Source organism: Allobacillus saliphilus (assembly GCF_018138385.1).
In the GTDB taxonomy this organism is placed as follows: Bacteria; Bacillota; Bacilli; order Bacillales; family Alkalibacillaceae; genus Allobacillus; species Allobacillus saliphilus.
Genome location: NZ_JAGSIE010000006.1, coordinates 106,025 through 130,742, shown reverse-complemented (window position 1 = coordinate 130,742; position 24,718 = coordinate 106,025). Strand labels below are relative to the sequence as shown.

Annotated in this window: 23 protein-coding genes; 1 reads left to right on the top strand and 22 read right to left on the bottom strand. The window is 38.7% G+C overall.

The features are described 5' to 3' along the window. Positions 1-131: 131 nt before the first annotated feature. The 9 genes from KC820_RS02315 to KC820_RS02275 form a co-directional block, all read right to left on the bottom strand. The gene (locus KC820_RS02315) at positions 132-947 is read right to left on the bottom strand and encodes a DUF2268 domain-containing putative Zn-dependent protease (protein WP_212367603.1); all 816 of its coding nucleotides are present in this window, start codon (positions 945-947) and stop codon (positions 132-134) included. Positions 948-1,284: 337 nt separating this feature from the next. Continuing rightward, positions 1,285-1,980 (bottom strand): class I SAM-dependent methyltransferase, encoded by a 696-nt coding sequence (locus KC820_RS02310; protein WP_212367600.1) that lies wholly within the window; start codon positions 1,978-1,980, stop codon positions 1,285-1,287. 90 nt (positions 1,981-2,070) lie between these two features. After that, positions 2,071-3,339, bottom strand: a complete 1,269-nt coding sequence (locus tag KC820_RS02305; protein WP_236782476.1) for a DNA polymerase IV — start codon at positions 3,337-3,339, stop codon at positions 2,071-2,073. Positions 3,340-3,363: 24 nt separating this feature from the next. Beyond that, positions 3,364-3,687: a YolD-like family protein gene (locus KC820_RS02300; protein WP_212367597.1), complete on the bottom strand. Its 324-nt coding sequence runs from the start codon at positions 3,685-3,687 to the stop codon at positions 3,364-3,366. A 3-nt stretch (positions 3,688-3,690) separates the two neighbouring features. Beyond that, positions 3,691-3,915 carry a hypothetical protein gene (locus tag KC820_RS02295; RefSeq protein ID WP_144159150.1) on the bottom strand — a complete coding sequence of 75 codons (225 nt, stop codon included), beginning with the start codon at positions 3,913-3,915 and terminating at the stop codon, positions 3,691-3,693. A 412-nt stretch (positions 3,916-4,327) separates the two neighbouring features. Continuing rightward, the gene (locus KC820_RS02290; RefSeq protein WP_212367595.1) at positions 4,328-4,966 is read right to left on the bottom strand and encodes an Ltp family lipoprotein; all 639 of its coding nucleotides are present in this window, start codon (positions 4,964-4,966) and stop codon (positions 4,328-4,330) included. 423 nt (positions 4,967-5,389) lie between these two features. Further along, complete coding sequence (locus tag KC820_RS02285) at positions 5,390-6,109, bottom strand: hypothetical protein (RefSeq protein WP_212367593.1); 720 nt, start codon at positions 6,107-6,109, stop codon at positions 5,390-5,392. Positions 6,110-6,489: 380 nt separating this feature from the next. Then, positions 6,490-7,824 carry a type I glutamate--ammonia ligase gene (gene glnA, locus KC820_RS02280; protein ID WP_144087823.1) on the bottom strand — a complete coding sequence of 445 codons (1,335 nt, stop codon included), beginning with the start codon at positions 7,822-7,824 and terminating at the stop codon, positions 6,490-6,492. A gap of 83 nt (positions 7,825-7,907) precedes the next feature. Further along, complete coding sequence (locus KC820_RS02275; protein ID WP_144159156.1) at positions 7,908-8,303, bottom strand: MerR family transcriptional regulator; 396 nt, start codon at positions 8,301-8,303, stop codon at positions 7,908-7,910. A gap of 163 nt (positions 8,304-8,466) precedes the next feature. Between KC820_RS02275 and KC820_RS02270 the strand changes: the two genes are divergently transcribed. Continuing rightward, positions 8,467-8,745 carry a hypothetical protein gene (locus KC820_RS02270; RefSeq protein WP_212367591.1) on the top strand — a complete coding sequence of 93 codons (279 nt, stop codon included), beginning with the start codon at positions 8,467-8,469 and terminating at the stop codon, positions 8,743-8,745. 118 nt (positions 8,746-8,863) lie between these two features. Here the strand turns inward: KC820_RS02270 and KC820_RS02265 are convergent, their stop codons facing one another. The 13 genes from KC820_RS02265 to recA form a co-directional block, all read right to left on the bottom strand. Next, entirely contained in the window at positions 8,864-10,084 is a 1,221-nt protein-coding gene (locus tag KC820_RS02265) for a methionine gamma-lyase family protein (RefSeq protein ID WP_236782475.1), read from the bottom strand. A 4-nt stretch (positions 10,085-10,088) separates the two neighbouring features. Continuing rightward, positions 10,089-11,345: a GTPase HflX gene (gene hflX, locus KC820_RS02260; protein WP_212367587.1), complete on the bottom strand. Its 1,257-nt coding sequence runs from the start codon at positions 11,343-11,345 to the stop codon at positions 10,089-10,091. 231 nt (positions 11,346-11,576) lie between these two features. Beyond that, on the bottom strand, positions 11,577-11,798 hold the full coding sequence (hfq, locus tag KC820_RS02255) for an RNA chaperone Hfq (protein ID WP_212367584.1): 222 nt from the start codon (positions 11,796-11,798) through the stop codon (positions 11,577-11,579). Positions 11,799-11,830: 32 nt separating this feature from the next. Beyond that, positions 11,831-12,778, bottom strand: coding sequence for a tRNA (adenosine(37)-N6)-dimethylallyltransferase MiaA (miaA, locus tag KC820_RS02250; protein ID WP_212367581.1), 948 nt, complete (start codon positions 12,776-12,778; stop codon positions 11,831-11,833). A gap of 21 nt (positions 12,779-12,799) precedes the next feature. Beyond that, complete coding sequence (gene mutL / locus KC820_RS02245; RefSeq protein ID WP_212367578.1) at positions 12,800-14,644, bottom strand: DNA mismatch repair endonuclease MutL; 1,845 nt, start codon at positions 14,642-14,644, stop codon at positions 12,800-12,802. A gap of 13 nt (positions 14,645-14,657) precedes the next feature. Then, positions 14,658-17,207 carry a DNA mismatch repair protein MutS gene (gene mutS, locus KC820_RS02240; protein WP_212367575.1) on the bottom strand — a complete coding sequence of 850 codons (2,550 nt, stop codon included), beginning with the start codon at positions 17,205-17,207 and terminating at the stop codon, positions 14,658-14,660. A gap of 131 nt (positions 17,208-17,338) precedes the next feature. Beyond that, positions 17,339-17,866, bottom strand: coding sequence for an outer spore coat protein CotE (gene cotE, locus KC820_RS02235; RefSeq protein ID WP_212367572.1), 528 nt, complete (start codon positions 17,864-17,866; stop codon positions 17,339-17,341). A gap of 226 nt (positions 17,867-18,092) precedes the next feature. Then, entirely contained in the window at positions 18,093-18,488 is a 396-nt protein-coding gene (locus tag KC820_RS02230) for a YlbF/YmcA family competence regulator (RefSeq protein WP_212367569.1), read from the bottom strand. Beyond that, positions 18,489-20,072 (bottom strand): tRNA (N6-isopentenyl adenosine(37)-C2)-methylthiotransferase MiaB, encoded by a 1,584-nt coding sequence (miaB, locus tag KC820_RS02225; protein WP_377862718.1) that lies wholly within the window; start codon positions 20,070-20,072, stop codon positions 18,489-18,491. A gap of 214 nt (positions 20,073-20,286) precedes the next feature. Beyond that, complete coding sequence (gene spoVS, locus KC820_RS02220) at positions 20,287-20,547, bottom strand: stage V sporulation protein SpoVS (protein WP_101330434.1); 261 nt, start codon at positions 20,545-20,547, stop codon at positions 20,287-20,289. 107 nt (positions 20,548-20,654) lie between these two features. Next, positions 20,655-21,452, bottom strand: a complete 798-nt coding sequence (locus tag KC820_RS02215) for a TIGR00282 family metallophosphoesterase (protein ID WP_212367563.1) — start codon at positions 21,450-21,452, stop codon at positions 20,655-20,657. 173 nt (positions 21,453-21,625) lie between these two features. Beyond that, positions 21,626-23,191, bottom strand: coding sequence for a ribonuclease Y (gene rny, locus KC820_RS02210; protein ID WP_212367560.1), 1,566 nt, complete (start codon positions 23,189-23,191; stop codon positions 21,626-21,628). 406 nt (positions 23,192-23,597) lie between these two features. Next, on the bottom strand, positions 23,598-24,635 hold the full coding sequence (recA, locus tag KC820_RS02205; protein WP_212367558.1) for a recombinase RecA: 1,038 nt from the start codon (positions 24,633-24,635) through the stop codon (positions 23,598-23,600). Positions 24,636-24,718: the final 83 nt, after the last annotated feature.

Here is a 24,718-nt window from a genome sequence, read left to right as displayed (position 1 = left end):
TTTCTTTTATTTTCTGACCGCAGAAGTCTCCGTATATTTCCTACGCTAAGTTAGATTGTTATTCGTGTTTCTGAGTTCATAACTTTGATTTGTCCCAGCCTCATTAATGACTTTTATCACTCCTAAGAAATTTAACTAGAATTCCTCATATAGCAATCAATAAAACTAGATGCTTCTACATTAAATAAATCCCTCATATCATCAATTTTGTTTGTTAATAAATATTTCGATACAAGTTTCAATGCGAATGAATAACCACTAAAAACAGGAATTTGTTTTTTCTGACTACCAAAGCATAATGGAGTTTTTATTTGATCGTCCGTTGACTTTAAGTGGTCTTTACACTCATTCCAATATCTACTCTCTATTTCAATTGGAAAGTTGTTTTTCCACCACCTTTTATCTGGATACAAAGAGAGACTAAAATACTCCGCTGTACCCTCCATCTTATACCACTCTTCTAATGTAAATGTATCTAATGATAATTGGTAGATAGGATTTTCTGGGGTTGCGTGATGAAATTCATGTGCCAATAAATATTGAAAAAATTCTATGTCTGGCTCAGGAGGTATCGCGATGATAATGTTTCCAGGACCATTCGTATAAGCATTGGTCCAAAGAGATTGAGGCTGGTCTTTGAAAAAAGGAAAAGGTAAAGCTGGCACAACCGTAACACGAACTTCATTGAACGTAAGATATTGACTGACATGAAGGAAAGTTTCTTTTATTACTGACATTACATGTTCTGTATCCCATTGAAGCCCTTTTATATCTTTTGCAGACATTTTTTTAAATTTTAGCAACTGAAATCGTTGAGCTAACTGTATCCACTCATCCATCCATGTGTTGCTAGTTATTAAATCACTAAGATTTTTTCTTAGAAATTCATCTAATTGACTATTATTTGCTATGAGTTCAAGTGGAGTAATTTGTTTTATTTCGAGCATTTCCATCCCCCCTCTTCTTCACCTTTTTAACGCGTCAATTACACTCCTCACATTTTATACTAACATTCCCTGTTAATTTTTAGTAAGTGTCTTTATAAACATACTTTGTATTTTAACACAATTTTCCATATATTTAAAATTTAAAATAATTATATTGAAACTAAAATCAACTCTTACTGACTACTTCTAAATGATTTGAGGGATTATAATAGCAACCCTTTGGAGTTATTCGTTTTTATACTAAAAAAAACACATGAATTTAAATATGAACTCACGTGTTTTAGAATTTGCATTTTTATCTTTTTTCATCTCTTATTGAAGATCGCTACCTTGTTCGCTAATCATTCTCTTTTCGGACTACATAAGTTATTGCTCTGGCATACAACCACATCGATTCACCGTCTCGAACAGTTTCAAAAGCTAAAGGTTCAACAAAGCGGTTGATTTTCTCCCATTCCTTATAGTAATCATCCAACTCTGCCAGCAACTCTTCAGTTGGTTTGTCGATCTCCATCGTCTTTTCTTCTTGCTCATCAGACGCTTCCGCATTGATGATGATGCAGTTGAGGCCCCCTGGCTTCGTCCCTCTTTCCATGCGTGTTAGTACTTCTCTAAATGCAGTTTCTGAGCTTGTATGTTCCAAACTGGATACAGCGATAATGAAATCAAATTGATTTTCTTTAATTTGGTAATCTTCTATATCGGATTGTACAGCTTCAACTGCCTGCTGAACGTCATATTCCTTCGCATAATGATTCAGGTTTTCAACAGCTTCCTCGAGTAAGTCGACACAAACTATTATACCGCCCCGGCTCTTGATATCTTTTGCGATTGGAATGCTATGCCGGCCGACTCCAGACCCTAAATCCAGTATGCGTAAATTTGGTTTTTGTCGAATGAGCTGAAAGGCATCCATGACGGAAGGAATCGGTTCCTCCAACCAAGTTCCCTCTTCAAATAATTCATGTTCTTGATAAAATTGTTGGTGATATTCTACTTCTTCTTGGCGAATTTGCTTCGTTTCTTTGTCCATGGGTACCTCCGAATGTTTTTTATTTATCTATACCCCACTCGGCTCTAGCCCTAACAAAAAAGAAGCAGTTAGTTACTTCTCTAACCACTTCTATGCAAAATGCCCACCGATTTTCTTGCTTCGATCTAAAGCAATTCCCCCCGTCGTATAGCTGCTCGCCCGAAGAATGGCTGTTGAACCATATTTTTCGCGAATGTGGTCCATGACTTCCCCGACACTTCTTTTTTTCACTTGATTTTCAAATAAATCGAGCTGCGTACCCACTTCATCATTTAGGTTGGTTAGCGTGACAAATGCCCGACGAATTTTACTTTCTCCATCATAAAATTTATGGAATAAATGCAGACACATCTCATAAATATCTAAGGTTTCATTGCTGGCGACATCCCGTGAAACCGAGCGACTGAATCCGCCTCCTGTTTCAGTTGAATAGCCGATCCCCAGATGTACGGTGCGCCCTTCTTTTTCATCTCTTCTCGCCCGTCTGCATGCTTCTTCACATAAATCAAGTAAGCAAGCATAGATTTCACTTTTTTCATAATCTCTTAAAAGCGTCATTCCGTGGCCGTAGCCTTTTTGCTCGTCTTTGGTGAAGTTGCCGGTAACCGGACTTAAATCAACACCCCACGCATGCCAATAAAGCTGTTCGCCCATAATTCCAAAACGTTTTTTCAATGCAGTCAGTGGCGTATGAGCCAATTGGCCAAGTGTAACGATTCCCATTCGGTTCAAGTTGCGCATCATTCGCGAACCGATGCCCCAAATCTTTTCGATGGGAATTGGCCATAGCAATCGCGAGACGTCTTCGTACCGACATTCGGCAATTCCGTCGGCTGCTTTTTTGGCATGAATGTCCATGACGACCTTTGCCAAGAATTTATTGTCACCGATCCCGACAACACACTCCATACCAAATTGATCACGGATATTTTGTTGCAGGAGTTCAGCGATTTCATACACCGATCCATATAAACGTTCCAATCCATCGACGGTCACCCATAATTCATCCACCGAATAAACGTGGACGGACTCTTTCGGAACGAAGTCGGTGATCATTTTTGTGATTTCCACAGAAACGTTTAAATAATCTCCCATATGTGCTGGTGCAATTAAAATATCTGGTTCATCCGGCAACTCAAAATAACGGCTGACATTGGAGATGCCATATTTTTTCTTTAAGGCGGGAGAAGCGGCGAGCACAATGCTTCCACTTCGATTCGGATCTCCCACCACTGCAAGCAATGTCGTTTGTGGATCAAGTCCACGCTTGATGCACTCGACACTTGCGTAAAAAGACCTCATATCAATACATAACACATCATGTCTCGGATAGATTGAATAATCCACTGTTTCTTCCATCCTGTCTTCTCCTTCCACGCATCGTTATTCAATCTGTAAAATGTTTTCAATCGAAATATATTTTCGATCATCTTGTTGGTCTGTAAAACGAATCGATCGTGTACTTGGTTCCATATACATTACACGCAAACGCTCTTTGTGATATGTGCCTGCGTTATAATGCGTAACTTGAATCAGTGATTGATTTATATAAGCCTCTTGAAGCAATTGTTCGTTCCATTCCATTTGTTGTTCATCAATAGTCGGTTTCTTTTCATAACGGTCCTCTTGCCATAACTCTTGCAAAATTTCCACATGCTCAGGCAGCATGAGCGAGGACCACTTCATCGTTCCACGGTCCTTATGCATCGATTATGCCCCCATTTGCTCTTTTCTTGTTCCTACCGGCAGTGCAGCTAAAATATTTTCTCGATTAAAACGTCTCACCTGACGCTTATAAAAACAATAAGCAAGGATATGATCCTCGGAAACAGCAATCACTCGAACCACACGCTGGGTAGTCGTGCCATTTTTCTTTATATAAATCACTTCAAGTTTTGTTTTTTCTCTCAATGAACGATTGAATAAGTTATTCATTAGCCACCCCTCCAATAGAACGTTTGTTTTGTGAACGTCTGTTCGTAGTATACCACAAAACTTAATTTTGTAATACGGGGGATCTATGATTTTTTTCGTAAAAAGAAGTTATCAGTCAATGAATGCGCTTACAATTAAATTTAAAGAAAAAAACTTAATAAGGTTAACTATTGATATTGGCATCCGTTATCGGGTAAACATCATACTCACCAATAAAAAAATCCCACCAATATTTCGGCAGGATTTTAACCAGCGAAGCTGATGAAAAAAGTATTAGTAAAAAACAACTTCATAATCATTTAAAGCCCGATATCACTCAAGCGAACTTTTATACTTTTTATTTCGCTTCTTTCTGTTTTAATCATAAACATAGTAAGATACTTACTCACTCAGCCAAGCAGCTAGCTATACATTAGTATCCAACTGCATCTGCTGCATTATTAGCGTGTTCCTCGCTGAAACCTTCGAAGATTAATTGCTCAATTAATCCACTTCTTGAAAAAGACATATTATCAAGATAATCTTTTGCCTTGAGAGTTGCCTGCTCTTGCCAATCTACTGTTATATTATCTACCGCAAACTCTGCATCTTCCGTACTGTATCCTTCATATTCTAATTGCTCGATAAGTCCTGACTTAGAAAAGGCCATCATGCTCAAATAATTTTCAGCTTGCTGAATCGCATTTTTTTGACCCATTGTTAAATCCTTTTTTTCCTCTGATTCATTTGATTCGCCTGAATCATCATTCGTTGTTTCTTGTTGTTCTTGATTATCTGCTGAATCTTCTTGCTCATGATTCTCTGATGACTCTTCTTTTTCATTTTCTTTTACTGGCTCTTCCTCATCCGATTCTGAAGAATTATTCTCACTTTCCTCTTGACTGCTATCCTCACTTTGACTATCTGCTTCCACTTCTTCAACTTGCTCACTGTTCGTATCGTCGACCGTTTCACTTTCTTCCCCTGATGTTCCAATACCAATAAGCACGACGACTACAATTAACCATACCCACCACTTTTTATATATAGGTTTCTTAGTTTTTTCTGACATTACTATCCTCTCCTTCTTGTATAGAACTCTAGATAACTCTTTTAGAACAACTAATTTATTAAATCAAGTTACATCCTTGTTTCAAATCAATCCAAAGTTTCTTATAAAAACTAACACACCTCCCGAATTCACTATGTCATTTACATTATATTCTAATTGAGAATATAATAAAAGAGCTATTTGTAACAAAATATTTTCAAATATTTACACGCTCTGTCTTAGCTTTTGCTATAAAATTATTGCAGTGTGTATTCTCTCGTGTTCAAAAAATTGGATGCGAAGTGAATGGATGACATTGGACTCTTTTTAATAGATTAAGATGACTAAAAATATTTTTATGGTCGATTTGTAACCAAAAGTGTTTTGGTGAAATGTAAGATTGGCCACAAACCAACAAGAAAAATGGAACCTAAATTGGCTCCATTAATATCTTTCCGCTCTTTTAATCAAATTTTCCAATTCGTCAACATCATGTAAATTCAACCTATTTTCTTCCCACATTTGATCATTTAACATTTCTATGTAAAACTGAATATCATCTGACAGCTCATTGTGCATATAATAAGTATCATTAACTTTTAAATGTTCTGAAGTATAATTTTGCAAAAAAGAATCTACTACATAGGTGTCTGTGATTGTTCCTTCTGCTTCGTCAAAGAAATTAAAAACTTTTTTAGCATCCTCGACAAAAGTTTCATTAACACCATTCTGTTTTTCATAGGTCATATGTTTGTCAACGAGCTCATCGGGAATTTCTTCTGCATCCAATAATTCATCTACGTTTTCTCTAAAAACATCATAGCCGCTCTTCTCACTGGATAAACTTTCACTTGGATTAACAAATAATGCCAAGCTGGAAACCCTACGTACAAGTTCCTTTTCTAAATCATTCATTTCATACTCACTATTACTATTACCATCATAAAACTTTCCGACGTAATATTTGTATTTGTAATCGTCGAATAGACTTCTCTCGTTCACTTCTAGTTCTCTTTTTTCTTCATTCGCTTTTTCAGTGATTTTAAGAAGTTGATCAGTATCAGAGCGGATGTCATCGTGAATTAATTCCCCATCTGCACTAGCACTGCATGCCGATAAAACAAATAATACAAAAGCTAATAATATATATATCTTTTTCTGCATTTAACTACCTCCCTTTCCACCAACATTATACAATATTATGGTGAATTCACAATAGATAGTGAATTAGTAACAAATGATGAAAAAGAGTAGTAAACAGATAATGAATTGCTTATGCCGATTATATTTTTTAAGTTAGCTCTTTATCAGCCAATAGATTTTAATTTTATTCAAAAAATTAAATGTTCTTCATATTGAGATAGATAACACCAATTTTATTGTTATTGTTTCGAATGTCAAAAATCCACATTATTGTGATAGAGTGTTTTCTAAATAAAAAATCTGCGGAAAGTATGGGAGGAGATGATTTACTAATGTTTCTTTATCATCATTCCCACAATTTCCAACAGATATTAAACTCAAATATGTCAACTTTTATCCTATTAAAATCCGTTCAAATATTGCTCTCTTTCCCAAGGGTGAACTTGGGTTCTAAACATATCCCATTCAATCTCTTTGGATTCAACGAAATGACTCAATAGGTGTTCGCCCATCGCCTCTTTCATGACTTCATCTTCCATTAATTTTTGAAGTGCTTCATAAAGCGTTGCAGGTAAATCGAGAACACCGTTTTCTTCTCTTTCCTTTTTATTCATCGCATAAATGTTCCGGTCGACTGGTGTCGGTACATTCAGTTCATTTTCAATACCATCCAATCCTGCTGCCAACATAACTGCCATTGCCATGTATGGATTCGCTGCAGGGTCGACACTACGTACTTCAATTCGTGTGCTCAAGCCACGAGATGTTGGTACACGAACTAGTGGGCTTCGGTTTTGTGTTGACCAAGCGACATAACAAGGCGCTTCGTACCCTGGAACCAATCGTTTATAAGAGTTAACGGTTGGATTTGTCACCGCAGTAAAGTTAACAGCGTGTTTTAAAATACCTGCTGTAAAATGATAAGCTGTTTTGCTTAATTGTTCTTCACCTTGCTCGTCAAAGAATACGTTCTCACCTTCTTTGAACAATGACATATTCGCATGCATTCCGGATCCGTTTACACCAAATAATGGTTTCGGCATAAAGGTCGCATGTAAGCCATGTTTACGAGCAATTGTTTTAACAACCAGTTTAAATGTCTGAATGTCATCACAGTGTCTGATCGCATCTGAATATTTAAAGTCGATTTCGTGCTGGCCTGGTGCTACTTCGTGGTGGGAGGCTTCAATTTCAAAGCCCATTTCTTCAAGCTCCAACACGATATCACGTCGACAATTTTCACCTAAATCCGTCGGCGCCAAATCGAAATAACCGCCTTTATCGTTTAATTCCATCGATGGTTCGCCCATCTCATCTAGTTTGAATAAGAAGAACTCTGGCTCTGTTCCAATATTGAATGCTGTAAAGCCTAGTTTTTCCATTCGCTCTAAGTTCCGCTTCAGATTGTACCGCGGACATCCTTCAAAAGGTGTTCCGTCAGGATTATAAATATCACAGATGAAACGAGCGACTTTTCCTTTTTCGGAAGTCCAAGGAAAAACAACAAACGTATCCAAATCTGGATGCAAGCGCATATCAGATTCTTCAATACGGACAAATCCTTCAATCGAAGAACCATCAAACATCATTTCGTTATTTAATGCTTTTTCGAGTTGGCCTAATGGAATTTCAACGTTTTTGATTGTTCCTAGTAAATCGGTAAATTGAAGTCGGATAAATCGAACATTCTCCTCTTCAATCCTTTTGTACACATCTTCTTTTGTGATTTTTGACACTGTTCTTTATTCCTCCTGATATAATAAAAACTTTTATTTTTGAGGGGATCAAAATAGTAACGATGTTAATAAGTCGCACCTGTTTAGGAATGATAAAACCTGGACAAGTCTCCACGATTGATGGAAGTATGATGAACATATCCTGATTCCATCAATTCTTTTCTTAAGAGACTGTGCAACTCGTCCTCAGTTAAATCTGTACGGTAGCTTTCTCTCACTCTTTCGCTTATTCCCTGTTCCTTCATGCCTAAAACTTCTTTTATTCCTGCAATATTAACGCCTTTATCTTTTAATTGTTTGATTTCCAATAGTCGATCAACATCGTTAAAAGAAAACAAACGCTGTTTTCCTTTGGATCGCGTTGGTGAAATCAATTCTTTTTCTTCATAGTAACGAATTTGCCTAGGCGATAATTCAGTGAGTGTCGTTACAATACTAATCGAGAATAACGGCAAATCTTTTCGATCCATCGCTACCATTTTCATCCCTCCATAAATAAAGTATATTTTTTGAAAATTAAGTTGTCAAGAAATGTTAAGAAAGTTAACACACATTTAACTTAAAACATCCGCTTATAATTGGGTTTTATTTCCTAAATTATTCGTTGGTGAATTGATATTCATTTAAAATAAAAAATGAGCCTTGGCCAATGGAAACATGAAGGTGAAAAAAAGAATATTTATTGAGAAAATCGAACGACTAACCACTAATATCGGGCGGATTGATTCATTTATCGGGCGGCTGGGACGGCTGATCGGGCGGCTCGGCGCGCTTGTCGGGTGGCTCGGTGCGCTCATCGGGTGGCTCGACGAGTTTGTCGGGCGGCTCGTCGCGTTTATCGGGCGGCTCGCTAAATTTTCAGTAGGAACACCGACTGCCGGAGAGATTTCGGTGGGCACCATTCGAACAGAAAGCCGCTAGGATAAATAAGAGTTGGTTAAAGAAAAATCCGAACGATGATTCAAATATATGAATCAGTTCGGATTTTTTATTGGTATAGTATTTTTCACGGCGTTTGTCAAAATAGATTAATAGACTTTTATTTGTTTAATGCGATGACACTTTTGACAATGGCTAGTTTGACATGTTCATACGTGAGACCGCCTTGAACATAGAGTGTATATGGTTCGCGTATCGGTCCATCTGCAGTTAATTCAAGGCTTGCCCCTTGGATGAAGGTACCTCCTGCCATGATGACATCATCTTCATAGCCTGGCATACTACTCGGCTCAGGTGTCACATAAGAATCGATTGGCGATTGTTTTTGTATCATTTGAGCAAATTGAATCATTTCCTCTGCACGATGAAACGAAATCGACTGGATGAGGTCTGTCCGAGCATCATTCGCTGTCGGTTCTGTTTTATACCCATAATCACTCAACAGCTGTGACGTGAAATATGCCCCTTTCAATGCCTCGCCGACAACATGTGGCGCCAAGAAAAAGCCTTGAAACATTTCATGCAGGCTGTAAAGGCTTGCTCCAGTTTCTTTACCTAGCCCTGGAGCAACCAACCAGTTTGCACATTTATTGACGAGTTTTTCTTTCCCAACAATGTAACCGCCTGTCTTCGTAATACCGGCGCCTGGATTTTTGATTAACGATCCAGCCATCAAGTCTGCCCCTACTTCACTCGGCTCGTATATCTCTACGAATTCACCATAGCAATTGTCAATAAATATAATTGCATCTGGTTTGATTTTCCGAACCTCGTCAATCATTTCCTTGATTTCCATTACGGTAAATGAAGGGCGGTCGGCATATCCCTTCGACCGCTGAATCGCAACCATTTTCGTACGATGATTGATTGCGTTTTCAAGGTTTGAATAATCCACCTTACCGGATTCTGTTAACGGCAATTCATTATATAAAATGCCATAGTCACGCAAAGAACCATCCACGTTTTCATGAATTCCGATGACGTCTTCAAGCGTATCATAGGGCCTCCCCGTCAAATAAATTAATTCGTCCCCCGGCCTCAAAACACCGAATAAGCAGGTGGTAATTGCGTGGGTTCCTGAGACAATTTGCGGACGCACTAAGGCGTCTTCTGTTCGAAAAACGGTAGCATATAATTCTTCCAACTTTTCTCGACCGATATCATCATAGCCATAACCGGTCGACGGCGTGAAGTGAGATTCACTTACTTGAACTTGTTGAAAGGCATCGAGAACTTTTTCTTGGTTGGCCGTAACGATTTCTTGAATTTGAGAAAATTGCTTTGTTAATGATTGTTCTGTTTGTTGGATCATTTGCTTCATTTGGTCATTCATTTACATTCGCTCGCTTTTTCATTTCATTGTATATTGGTGAATTTGGGTCAGCATACCCATCTACCAGGTATTGTTCTTGCTCTTCATCGAAGTGTTCATCTTGTACCATTGTTTCTTGTTTTAATCGGTGAAGCAACGTACCCTCATCTTTTGGTACAGCCACTTTGTATTGATTCCAATCTTCTTTTAATGTTGATTCGACTTTTTGTAAAAACCGTTGCAAATCCTCTGAATTCTTCGCACTAATGACAATGCTCGGAGAAGAATAAGGGGTAAACTCTTCCGATAGAAGATCCGCCTTATTGTAAACCGTCAACATCGGAATTTGCTCAGCACCTAAGTCTTTTAAAATCGAATAAACCGTTTTTTCTTGTTCGATGGCTCGATCATTCGAAGCATCTACCACATGTAAAATAAAATCAGCTTCCAATACTTCTTCCAAAGTAGACCGGAAAGCTGCAACTAGCGTTGTCGGTAGATCTTGAATGAATCCGACGGTGTCAGAGATTAACGCTTGGAAACCGCTGGATAAATGCAATCTTCTCGTCATCGGATCCAGTGTGGCAAAGAGCTTGTCTTCTTCAAACGAAACACTGTTCGTCAGTCGATTAAATAAAGTCGATTTTCCCGCGTTCGTATAACCGACAATCGATATTTGGAAAGCAGCATTTTTCTTCCGTCGTTCACGATATTGACTTCGCTGCTTAACCACTTGCTTCAATTGTTTCTTAATATCGTTGATCCGACTTTGTATATGTCGACGATCCGTTTCAAGTTTCGTCTCACCAGGTCCTCTTGTGCCAATTCCGCCTCCCAAACGAGAGAGCGCACGACCTTGTCCATGTAGTCGAGGGAGCAAATACTCCAATTGAGCCAGTTCGACTTGAAGTTTACCTTCTTTCGTATTCGCACGCATAGCAAATATATCTAAAATTAACTGCGTTCGGTCAATGACAGAGATGTCCCAATGGTTGTTTAAGTTTCTAATTTGGGACGGCGAAAGCTCACCATTCATAATGGCAAGCTCAATATCATTTTCTTCTATATATTGCTTGATCTCTTCGACTTTTCCGGTGCCGATGTATAAAGAGTTGTGTATTTTTTCTCGTTTTTGCGTAAAAACGTCGACGATTTCCGCATTCACCGTATCGGCTAATGCACGTAATTCATTTAATGACGTTTGAAAAGTTTCGTCTGATTCTTTTTGTGTTTGGCAGCCAATCAATATGACACGCTCTTGTTCACTCATACAAAAACTCCTTTAGCTTGTTCGTCCTTTCACTTATCCTTCCCTATTATAACCAGATTGCTCAAAGAATTCATCTTTTGCTATGAAGGATGACCGAAACCTGAACAGTTAATTGCTGATCAGTTGAAGTATCGAGAGTAAGTAATTAGTTACTTAGTGAATAGTATAACCGGCAAAACAAAAAGCCCACCAACAATTTGGCAGGCTTTCACGTTCAGCAACAACAAGATATTATGAGTCCAATTCAATATTTTTTGATGGGGAAAAAGTAGAAATTGCATGTTTAAATATTAACTGTTGCTTACCGTCCGTTTCAATTAAAACAGTAAAGTTATCGAATGATTTAACGACACCTCTTAATTGAAAACCGTTCATTAAGATTACGGTTAGAAAGACTTTTTCCTTTCTTAATTTGTTCAAATACGTATCTTGTAAGTTTGTTGTATTTGCCATTGTAAAATTCCTCCTCTTTCTATCTACTACTTTTAACTATTCTCTCCATTTTGAAGAAATCCTTCTAAATCAGCCAAAATTGTTTTAAAGTTTTCTTCTGCATTCTGTGGAGTAATCTCATACCAATGAATCGCAGGTAACTTATTTCGGAAATAGGTTAATTGCCGCTTCGCGAAACGCCTTGTATTTCGCTGAATAAGTTCAATTGCTTCTGTTTTACCATACTCACCCCGTAAATAAGGTATGACTTCTTTATATCCGATTCCTTTCATCGGTTGAATGTCGCCACCATATCGATCATATAATTGCTCAATCTCTTCAAACAAACCTTGATCAACCATATCAAGAACACGTTGATTAATGCGTTCATATAAAAGCGAACGTTCCATCGTGAGTCCAATGATATATGAATCATAGTACGAGGTGTCTAATTGTTCTTGTTCATAGACGGATAGCGGCTTTCCTGTCGTTTCATAAACTTCCAATGCTCTGATGACTCTTCGTATATTGTGTGGATGTATTTTCCTTGCTTGCTCTGGATCGACTTCTTGCAATCGTTTGTAAAAAGGCTCAATTCCATCTTGTTCAATTTGTTCAAGCAACCTGTCACTGTATTGATGGTCACGCTTCACACTGGAAAAATTAAAGTCATACAACGCGGCTTGTACATAAAAACCTGTTCCACCGACGAGCACCGGTGTTTTTTGCTTGCCATGAATCTCTTGTACCTTTTGCTTTACATCTTGTTTAAAGTCGGAAGCCGAGTATTCGGCGTCCGGTTCCAGTAAATCGATCAGGTGATGAGGAATACCTTCTCGCTCTTCTAGGGTTGCTTTAGCAGAACCGATGTCAAATTCTTTATATATTTGAATGGAATCACCATTAATGACTTCTCCGCCGATTTGCTTACTAATTTCAATCCCTAATCTTGTTTTACCAACGGCGGTTGGACCAACTACACTAATGATTTTTTGTTTCATTCAGTTTCTCTCCAGTCATTCTTACATAATGCGCTTGAACATGCGCTGAATTTCGTAATCACTGAAATGAACGATGACCGGACGGCCATGTGGGCAAGTGAACGGGTCATTACATCCACCCAACTCTTCAAGTAAGTATTCCATCTCTTGGTGACTTAAGTAATGATTCGCTTTAATTGATCGTTTACACGACATGAGGATCGCCGCTTCTTCTCTTATTTTCACTAAATCAATTGTTTTCTCGTTGATGAGTTCATCAACCATGTCACGAAGAATTCCTTCTTCTTCACCTGCCGGGAACCAACTTGGATAGGAACGAACCAAAAAGGACTGATTCCCAAAAGGTTCTAAAAATAACCCGATGGCTTGAAGTTGCTCTTGATGCTGTTCAATCGTAATGGCTTCTTGGTTCGTAAATTCGAAATGTAAAGGAACAGCAAGCTGCTGTGTCTCTTGTTCAGGATTCCCTAGCTTCTCTTTGTAAAATTCATACTTAATCCGCTCCTGAGCAGCATGTTGGTCGACCATATAAAGGCCTTTCTCATTTTGTGCCAATATATACGTTCCTCTTAGCTGACCAATTGGATACAAGCGTGGTAATCGAGTGGAAACCTGTTCCTTTGTTTCGTGAATCTGTCTTTCTTCAGTCGTTGGCATTTCCACGTCTGTAAACGATGGCTCTTCTACTTGTTGAACAGGTACTTCATTACTGCTTTGTTCAAACAGCTGACTGGCATTATTTACATCACTATTATTCGTTTCACTTGGCGTATAGTTATTTCGTTGATCCAAAACAGGTTCATTTCGTTTTACATAAGAAAAGTCTAGAGCAGTTTGTTCAGATTTCTCCTTTTCTTTCTTCGATACATCCGGAATTAATCGCTGGGCGTGCATTAAATTATAAACCGCTTGCTTCACAACATCAAAAAGCTCTTTTTCTTTACTAAAGCGAACTTCTGTTTTCGCTGGATGAACGTTGACATCGATTAAATAAGGGTCCATATCGATTTTTAAAACGACGACAGGAAACCGTCCAATCGGAAGCAACGTGTGATAACCCTCTAAGATGGCCTTATTGATCGTATAATTCTTGATATAACGACCATTCACAATTAATGTCATGTAACTACGATTGGAGCGGGTTACTTCCGGTTTCGCTACATAACCTCTAATGGTATAATCAAGCGACTCCTCTTCCAACGAAAGCATTTGTTGTGCTACATTTTTTCCGTAAATTTGTTGAATGACTTGAAGTAATTTTTTATTTCCTGGTGAAAAAAAGATACGTTTGCCATTATGATGACATTCAAAGCGAATCTCATCATGTGCAAGAGCCATTCGATTCACTAAGTCCATGATATGTCCGATTTCAGTATGGACTGTTTTCAGATACTTTAAACGGGCGGGCGTGTTGTAGAATAGATTTTCAACTGTAATCTCCGTCCCACGCCGCTTCGTATGTTTTTGTTTCTCGATGATTTCTCCACCATGAATCTTCATTTCCGTACCACTTTGTTCACCCGTCGAAGTGCGGATTGTCAAATGGCTGACTGAAGCAATACTGGCCAATGCTTCACCACGGAATCCTAATGTTTTTACGCGAAATAATTGTTGTTCATTTTTGATCTTACTCGTTGCGTGACGATAAAAAGCCTTTTCGGTATCTTCTTCCGTCATACCTTCTCCATCATCCGTCACCCGGATTAATCGTAAACCCGCTTCATCCAGTTCAATTTTGATCCAACTACTACCGGCATCAATTGAATTCTCAATTAGTTCTTTGACTACGGAAGAAGGCCTTTCAACAACTTCCCCTGCAGCAATCTTGTTCGATAACTCGTCCGGTAGCTGTACAATTTTATTCATCGTCTCCTCCTTTCTACTCTAGGTTTTCTTTTAATTGATAAAGCAAATTCATGGCATCCATCGGAGTCATTTTCATTAAATTGGCTTTCTTTAAGCGCTCGATGACTTCAATGTTCGCTGTCAACGTCGGTGTCCCCTGATCTTCTTCGAAAAGTGTCAGCTGTTCTTGTGGTTCTTCTTCTCTCAAGACACTTGTCGCTTCAAATGAATCGAGTAATTGATAAGCGCGTTGAATGATGTCTTCTGGCAAGTCGGCCAACTTGGCAACGTGGATGCCGTAACTTTTATCTGCTTTACCTTCTTTAATATGGTGGAGGAAGACAACTTCCCCGTCTTCTTCATCAACTTCAACGTGAACGTTCCTTAATCTTGATAAACTTTTGTCCAAACTTGTCAGCTCATGATAGTGCGTAGAAAATAATGTTTTAGCACCCACTTGTTGATGAATATATTCAACAATCGATTGGGCGAGCGCCATTCCATCATACGTACTTGTCCCACGCCCGATCTCATCCAGTAGAATAAAACTTCTTTCCGTTGCATGGCGAACGGCATGTTCTGCTTCCATCATCTCAACCATAAACGTACTTTGTCCGGAAACGAGATCATCAGCGGCACCGATCCGTGTAAAGATTTGATCGAATACAGGCATTTCTGCTTCGCTCGCAGGCACAAAACAACCGATCTGATTCATGATGATCATTAAGGCAATTTGACGCATATACGTACTTTTACCCGCCATATTCGGACCTGTAATTAGAAGAATGTCTGTCGTTTCATCCATTTGAATATCATTTGGAACAAACATCTCTTTCATTACTTGCTCGACGACTGGGTGACGTCCTTCACGAATACGAAGTTGTTGCTCATCATTTAACATTGGTTTTGTATAATTGTTTTCTTCACTGACAATCGCAAAACTTAATAAACAATCAATTTTACTAATTTGTTCAGCCAGCGTTTGCAGTGCAGGTATATAAGATTTAATTTGATCACGAAGTTCGAGAAAAAGCTCATATTCCAACGTTGTGCTTTTTTCTTCTGCTTCCAAAATCATTCGTTCTTTTTCTTTCAACTCAGGTGTGACGAAGCGTTCTGCATTCGCCAGTGTTTGCTTTCGTTCATAACGGTTCTCAGCCAGATGTGGCAAGTTTGCTCTTGTCACCTCGATATAGTAACCGAATACTTTATTGAATCCTACTTTTAATGATCTGATCCCTGTTTCTTCTCTTTCTTTCGCTTCGAGTTCTGCAATCCAATTTTTGCCGTTTCGGTTCACTTCACGATATTCATCCAATTGCTTATGGTAACCATCTTTAATAAGGTTTCCTTCTGTAATTAGAACAGGTGGATTTTCTGCTAGTGCAGCGTCTAAAATCTCGAAAATTTCTTGGTAAGACTCTACTTCAGACAATAAAGACGAAACGGAAGGATGATCAAACAAATTCAACAATTGTTTGATCTGCGGTAATGCACCGAGTGAACGTTTCAGCTGTAACAAATCACGCGCGTTTACATTACCGTATGAAATTCTTCCGGCCAAGCGCTCGAGATCATAAACATTTTTTAACGATTCACGAAGCTCGTCGCGTTCCATAAAGTGCTCCATCATCGTATGGACTTGTTGATGACGCTCAGCGATTTGATCTTTTGAAAGCAGTGGGCGATCAATCCACTTTTTTAACAATCTAGATCCCATCGCCGTTATCGTTTTATCCAAAACAGATAGCAATGTTCCCTTCTTGCTTTGATCTCGCAATGATTCAATCAGTTCTAAGTTTCGCTTTGAATACAAATCAAGCTTCATATAATCGTCTAGCTCTATGAATTGAACAGCTTGCAAATGAGCTAGAAACCGTTTTTGTGAACGATAAATATACTGAAACAAATACCCGAACCCACGAACGAAACGAGTATCATCAAGTCCTGTCACTAGCTTCTGAAATTCTTCCGGTATATGGTTCTCATGCTCGGACGATAACGTCAAATCTAAGTAATGCGTTAATGTCTCTGTTAAGTCCTCTGGAAAATCAGTCGGTAAAACGACTTCTTTCACTGGCCGATTATAAAGTTCTCCAATAACATCCTTAATCTTGCCATTTACTTTGCTGACAAAGGATTCACCCGTAGAAAGATCAACATAGGAAACAATGAAGTCATCCTCGATAAGATAGAGCGAAGCGAGGTAGTTATTCTCATTTTCCTTTAGCATATTCCCCTCCATAATGGTACCAGGTGTGATGACTTGAATGACTTCCCGTTTCACTACACCCTTCGCCATTTTTGGATCTTCCACTTGTTCACAAATAGCTACTTTATAACCTCGGTCGACTAATGTTTTTATGTAATTTTCAGCAGAATGATAGGGTACCCCGCACATCGGAATCTTATCTTCTTTCCCTCCAACGCGCTGAGTCAGTGTAATTTCCAGTTCCTTCGCTGCTTTTAAAGCATCATCAAAAAATAATTCGTAAAAATCCCCTAGTCTAAAAAATAAAAACTCATCTTTATATTCGGATTTAATGTTTAAATACTGTTGCATCATCGGCGTATATGTTGTCATTCTTTACGTCCCCCAATTGCTTAACTGTCTCTTATTATAGCATAGAGGAATTCGACTCTTCAGCAATGATACAAAGAGAAAAAATAACAGACTGACCAATATGATCAGCCTGCTTGTGATAGAATCGGCCATTAATCGTTCACTTCAATATCCGCTAACTCAGATTCTAAGTCATCAAAGTCTACATCATTTTCATCAAAGCCGTTAGGTTCGATCTTTGCCCACACCTTCGTTTCTCCGATGAGATCAACGACAAACTCTCTTTCCAAATCTACTTTGATTTGATTTCCTTTTTCAGAAATCTCACATTCTAACGTATTTGGTTGCTTCGTTGCTCTGGCAATCACGTCGAATTCATCACTGATTGTATTTCGATCTTTCATTGCAATTGGTACTTTATCAACGTATTGTTTCCGCTCGGTAATGACACCCGTTTTCGTATTATTGCTGTAAGAGTACCATACGTTAATATCATATGAACCACTCACTTCTACTATATGTCCCCGTTTACGTGCTTCGTATTGATGGTTGATGATCCAGCAACCAAGAATGCTATTCGGTCTATAATTGGGTGAACACATGTGAGAGGTTTCACTGAATTTTTTTCCTTTGCCGCAAACAGCCTTCGTGATAATTTCACGATATTCACGATCACTCATCTACATTCCTCCTTCTTTAATCAAGCCACTTTATCGTATGCTACCTGGGTGTTTGTTGTGATTCTTGCTATGATTTAGGCTATTGTTCTTTTATAATTATGACAATGCCTAGGAAAAGGTGATTTAAAGGAGAGGAATTTTATTCGCTTAATCAATATGTTTATAAAGACGAAAGGATCCAACCACGTTAAGTAGTTGGATCCTTGCATAAACTCTAATTCAGTTCTTATCTAGTTCCACACGTCATCGAATCATCATCAGATTCGCCAACAATTTCATTCGTCACTTCATCTGCAATTGTCTTTGTGACACGTTGCAAAATATCGTTAACGACAACTTGAGAGTCTTTAAATTCTTGAACGATTGGAATTTCATCCAACTCTTGTTGGTAGCGATCAAGTTCTGCTTCCACTTGCTCAAGCGCTCCATGTTTATCATAGTGTTGCAGATTCACTGCTTGTTTCTGTAACGCTTTGATTTTCGCAATGTGAGCTTGAACTTTTTTGTTTTCGTTTATTTTAACTTCCAATTGTCTGAATCGATCGATCTCTTCGATTTTTGAAAGCTTTTTCGCTAATTCTTGTGCTTCTTCAATTACTTGTTTTCTTGTATATTCTGCCATTTAAATCACCTCTACCTGTTCACTCGCTGCTTTCTCTACGATTTTACCATTGAGTGACCAAGTTTTTGTATTTGTTATTTCAACTTCAACAATTTCTCCAATAGCTGATTTTGGTCCCTCGAAATTAACGAGTTTCCCTCTTTCTGTATAACCTGCTAAAACATCAGCGTTCTTTTTACTAGTGCCTTCAACGAGTACTTTAACTGTTTTCCCATCATACTTTTCCATCGCTTTTCGGGAGTATTCATTCACTACAGCATTCAAACGCTGAAGACGTTCTTTTTTCTCGTCCATGGAAATTTTATCATCAATTCTAGCAGAAGGTGTTCCTTCACGTGGTGAGTAGATAAACGTGTAAGCACCCTCAAATCCAACTTCATGGTACAGAGAAATCGTTTCTTCAAACTGTTCATTTGTTTCATTAGGAAATCCAACAATAATATCTGTTGTCAATGCCGCATTCGGGATGGCTTCTTTAATTTTTCGAACCAATTCCAAATAGCTTTCTCGCGTGTAACGACGTGCCATAACTCGTAATATATCTGAGCTACCTGACTGAACTGGTAGATGGATATATGGCATTAAATTGCCACCCTTAGCTAACACTTCGATTAAGCGATCATCAAAATCACGCGGGTGAGAAGTTGTGAACTTCACACGTGGTATATCAATTTTACGAATTTCATCCATAAGGTCGCCCAGTCCGTAATCAATATCCAGGTCTTTACCATAAGCATTAACGTTTTGACCTAGCAATGTAACTTCTTTGTAGCCTTGTGCAGCTAGATGGCGAATTTCTTGAATAATATCTTCAGGACGTCGGCTCCGTTCTTTACCACGCGTATACGGCACGATACAGTACGTACAAAACTTATCGCATCCATACATGATGTTTACCCAAGCTTTAATTTTTCCGTGACGACGTTTTGGCATATTCTCAATAATGTCGCCTTCTTTAGACCACACTTCAACAACCATTTCCTTACTTAAGTAAGCGTTTTGTACGAGTTGTGGAAGACGATGAATATTATGCGTCCCGAAAATTAAATCAACGTATTGATATTTCTTCAGAATCTTGTTAACAACAGACTCTTCTTGTGACATACAACCACATACACCGATGATTAAGTCTGGGTTTTCCATTTTCAATGGCTTCAGGTGACCGATTTCACCGAACACCTTATTTTCAGCATTCTCGCGGATGGCGCAAGTATTCAACAATATAATGTCTGCTTCTTTTGTTTCTGTCGTTGCTTCAAAGCCCATTTCCGTCAAAATGCCTGACATGACTTCGGTGTCATGCTCATTCATTTGACAGCCATATGTACGGATTAAGAATTTACGACCTTCCCCAATCGTTGCTAACTCTTCTGGGATTTCAAAATCATCATGGTATTGGACTTCTTTTTTAAGCCGTTTCTTGGCTTTTTTCATATTTGGCGGTTCATAAGTCGCTTCAAAATATTTCATAAAATCATCTGAAGTTTTTTCTTTAATACGCGACAAATTATCCTGCTCACTCTTTTCAGCAGGATCGACTGGATTCACTTGATTCAGCTCTTTCCGCTGCTTTTCATTCATAATGAATCTCCTTTCAATAAAAAATCTATCTCAACAAACTTATATGGGCATTCGTACATGTTAACAGTATATCGACTTTATCTTATTTTAACAATACAATCATTACGGTTACAAAGGAAATGTGAGAAAATCGACACATTTGACATAAATAAAACTGACATTGAAAATAGTTTCAATGTCAGTCAATGATTCGAAATAATTTAAATGTAACACATAACTATCTAGGTTCTACAATTAGCTTGATTGCAGTTCTCTCTTCTTGGTCGATCATGATGTCTGTAAAGGCCGGTATACAAATTAGGTCAACACCACTAGGAGCAACAAACCCTCTTGCAATGGCTACTGCTTTCACAGCTTGATTCAATGCTCCGGCTCCAATTGCTTGAATTTCCGCTGTGCCACGTTCGCGTAGCACGTTTGCTAAAGCACCTGCTACAGAGTTTGGATTCGATTTTGCTGAAACTTTGAGTATTTCCATTACTAGTTCCTCCTTCATCAGCTAAAATGATTTCATCACTAATCTATTCATCATGACTAGAACCTATTACATTAATTATGAATTACTTGTCCGAAAAATTCAAATATTCAACTAAATCTTATATGGTCATCATTAATCAGTATTCGCTTTATACGTTTAGCTATACCCGTGGATTCATCCACTGAAACGATGATCCCGCTCAGGACGGTTCGATTCGTTTCCGGAACTTCAAAACGGACAGGTAGCGATGTTTTAAACCGACGGATCACCGATTCAATTTCCGTTCCAATCACACTGTCGTATGGACCGGTCATCCCTACATCCGTAATGAAAGCTGTTCCTTTAGGTAATATACGTTCATCTGACGTTTGAACGTGGGTATGTGTACCGACTACGCAGCTTACACGCCCATCAAGATACCAGCCAAAAGCTTGCTTTTCACTTGTCGCTTCTGCATGAAAATCGACAAAAATAATTGAAGTGCGCTTTTTAGCCTTTTCAATTAACGAATCAATCACTTGGAACGGATCATCCAATGGAGGTAAAAATGTACGACCTTGTATATTAATGATCGCAACAACCTTGCTATTGACATTCATAAATCGCATCCCAATTCCAGGCGTCCCTGTTGGGTAGTTTGCTGGTCGGACTAATCGATCGGCATCATCAATGAAATCAAAAATCTCTTTTTTATCAAATGTGTGATTCCCCATCGTAATCATATCCGCTCCCCATTCAAGGAAGCTGTGATAAATGGGTTTCGTAAGACCCTTACCGTGAGCGGCATTTTCTCCATTCACGATCGTTAGATCTGCCTTGTGTTCCTTCTTTAAATTAGGTAAATGTTCTTTTAACGCTGTTCGTCCTGGCTTACCGACAACGTCTCCGATAAATAAAATATTCATTTGATCTAATTTTCCTTTCTTCCGTTCAATATATTTATCGTTGCATAGTTCAATTAGTGAGTCAAAACATTAATCAGTCTAGTGTATGTATAGCATGTTCCCGTTCGTACAAAATCTTATTTAGGTTAAAAAATGCCAAAAGCACTGAACGAGTCAGTCTTTTGGCATTTCGTTTATTTTGCGTATTCAACAACGCGTGTTTCACGGATGACTGTTACTTTGATGTGACCTGGATACTCCAGACCTTCTTCGATCTGTTTACGAATCTCCCTTGCTAGTTGAATAGCTGTTGCATCATCGATATCATCTGGGCGGACCATGATTCTAACTTCACGTCCAGCCTGGATGGCAAATGATTTTTCGACACCTTCATAAGAATCTGCAATCGATTCTAGTTTTTCAAGTCGTTTAATGTAGTTTTCTAACGACTCACTTCTTGCTCCAGGGCGGGCAGCTGATAAAGCATCAGCAGCAGCCACTAAGACAGAAATAATACTTGTCGGTTCTTCATCACCATGGTGTGATGCAATCGCATTAATGACAACTGGGTGTTCTTTGTATTTCTGAGCGATTTCCTTACCGATTTCCACGTGGCTACCTTCTACTTCATGGTCGACGGCTTTTCCGATATCATGCAATAAGCCTGCTCGTCTTGCGAGTTGCTCGTCTTCTCCAAGCTCTGCGGCTAGAAGACCGGATAAATAGGCGACTTCCAATGAGTGCTTCAATACGTTTTGACCATAGCTTGTACGATAATTTAATCGGCCAATAATTTTAATTAGATCAGGATGTATTCCATGAGCGCCAATTTCGAACGTAGCTTCTTCACCCACCTCACGGATATATTCATCAACTTCGCGACGGGATTTCTCCACCATCTCTTCAATTCGAGCTGGGTGGATTCTTCCATCCTGTACGAGATTCTCAAGCGCTATGCGCGCAATTTCTCTACGTACTGGATCGAAACCTGATAATATAACCGCTTCCGGTGTATCATCGATAATTAGGTCAATACCAGTCAATGTTTCCAAAGTACGGATATTTCGTCCTTCCCTTCCGATGATTCGTCCTTTCATCTCATCGTTAGGCAAGTTGACGACAGACACAGTCGTCTCCGATACATGCTCTGCTGCACAGCGCTGGATCGCTAAGGAGAGCAGCTCTTTTGCCTTCTTATCAGCTTGCTCCTTGGCTTTCGTTTCTTCACGTTTAATCAATAACGCCGTTTCATGCGCCATTTCTTTTTCTACTCGATCAAGAATGATTTGACGTGCTTCTTCTTCCGTAAAGCCAGAAATGCGTTCCAATTCTTTTTGCTGTTCAGCAACCATTTCTTCCACTTTGCTTTCCGCTTTATTAAGTTGTTGTTGTTTTTCTGTCAAGGATTCTTCTTTTTCTTCTAACATCAGCTCACGTTTATCCAAAGTTTCACTCTTACGGTCAAGGGTTTCTTCCTTGAGCATTAGACGATTCTCTTGTTTCTGGATTTCTGAACGTCTTTCGCGTAACTCTTGTTCTTGCTCTTGACGCAATCGATGATTTTCGTCTTTCGCTTCTAACAGCGCTTCACGTTTCGCTGATTCTGCGTTTCGCTCACCTTCTTCAACGATTTGCTTTGCAAGCTCTTCAGCACTAGAAATTTTCGCTTCTGCAATCTTTTTACGAATAAGATACCCAACAACAGTACCGACAACTAAAGCAAGCAAAATGGAGATGATAATGATCGGTAAACTATCCATACGTTCACCTCCTCTTGCTATTCATTTTTTTCAATTGATCCAATTGTTTTGTTTCAGTCGGTAATGTACAATCTTGTCATCATTTTTTGACTTAAAAAATGAAAATTATACACTTTCATTTTAAGCCTGTCCATAAATCATGTCAAGGAAACCTCCGAAATCGTACAACAATTTCGACAAAAGATTTTGTGATTTTTTCCACACAATAAAATTAGACATTTCAAATCGAATTCGACATGCTAATATAATCCCTAAGAAACACATTTAAATTGACTCAGTTTATTAATAAACGACAAAAAAGCAGTCCAATTGAAGGGCAAAACAAAGGTTTGCACACTAAAACTGAACTACTTTTTATTCAAAGAACAGCTTCTTTTCGCTTGTACTTACAATGAGCTTAATATAATTAGTTTAAATCTAGTTCTTCTTGATCCTCAGCTTGTTCCTCTGGATCTTTGCCAGATATATTATAAGCATCTCTTAACTCTTCGTACACACGTTCATAAATATCTGGATTATCCAAGAAGAATTGTTTCGCATTTTCTCTACCTTGCCCAAGTTTTTCTCCTTGATAGGAATACCATGAACCACTTTTCTCGACGATGTCCTGATCTGCTCCTAAATCAAGGACTTCCCCTTCTTTAGAAATTCCTTTTCCATACATAATGTCAACTTCAGCTTGACGGAATGGTGGGGCTACCTTGTTTTTAACGACTTTAAGACGAGTCTTGTTACCGACCATTTCATTACCTTGTTTTAATGTTTCTGCGCGGCGAACTTCCAATCGAACAGAAGAATAGAACTTCAATGCCCGACCACCTGGCGTTGTTTCTGGGTTTCCGAACATGACGCCTACTTTTTCACGAATTTGGTTAATAAAGATTGCTGTCGTTTTCGACTTATTGATTGCACCAGAAAGCTTTCTTAATGCCTGAGACATTAAACGAGCTTGCAGTCCTACGTGCGCATCGCCCATCTCTCCCTCAATTTCAGCTTTCGGCACCAAAGCAGCAACGGAGTCAATGACAACAATATCGATTGCTCCACTGCGGACTAATGCCTCAGCAATCTCAAGTGCTTGTTCACCCGTATCTGGCTGTGATAATAATAGTTCATCAATATCCACACCTAGGTTCTTTGCATAAACAGGATCAAGCGCGTGCTCCGCATCAATAAAAGCTGCTTGTCCTCCCTGCTTTTGTGCTTCTGCAATCGCATGCAAAGCGACAGTTGTTTTACCAGAAGATTCTGGACCGTAGATCTCAACAATTCTTCCACGTGGATAGCCACCTACACCGAGTGCAATATCTAAGCTTAGAGACCCAGAAGATACCGTTGAAACTCTCTGTCCTTCGTTTTCACCTAATTTCATGATGGAGCCTTTACCAAATTGCTTCTCTATTTGCTTTAAAGCCATATCTAATGCTTGTTTACGCTCACTCATTAATTTTCCCCCTTCATTTAACTAACTCTATCATACTATGATTTTAGCATTTTGCCAACAAAAAAGCGAATATCTGTTCTATC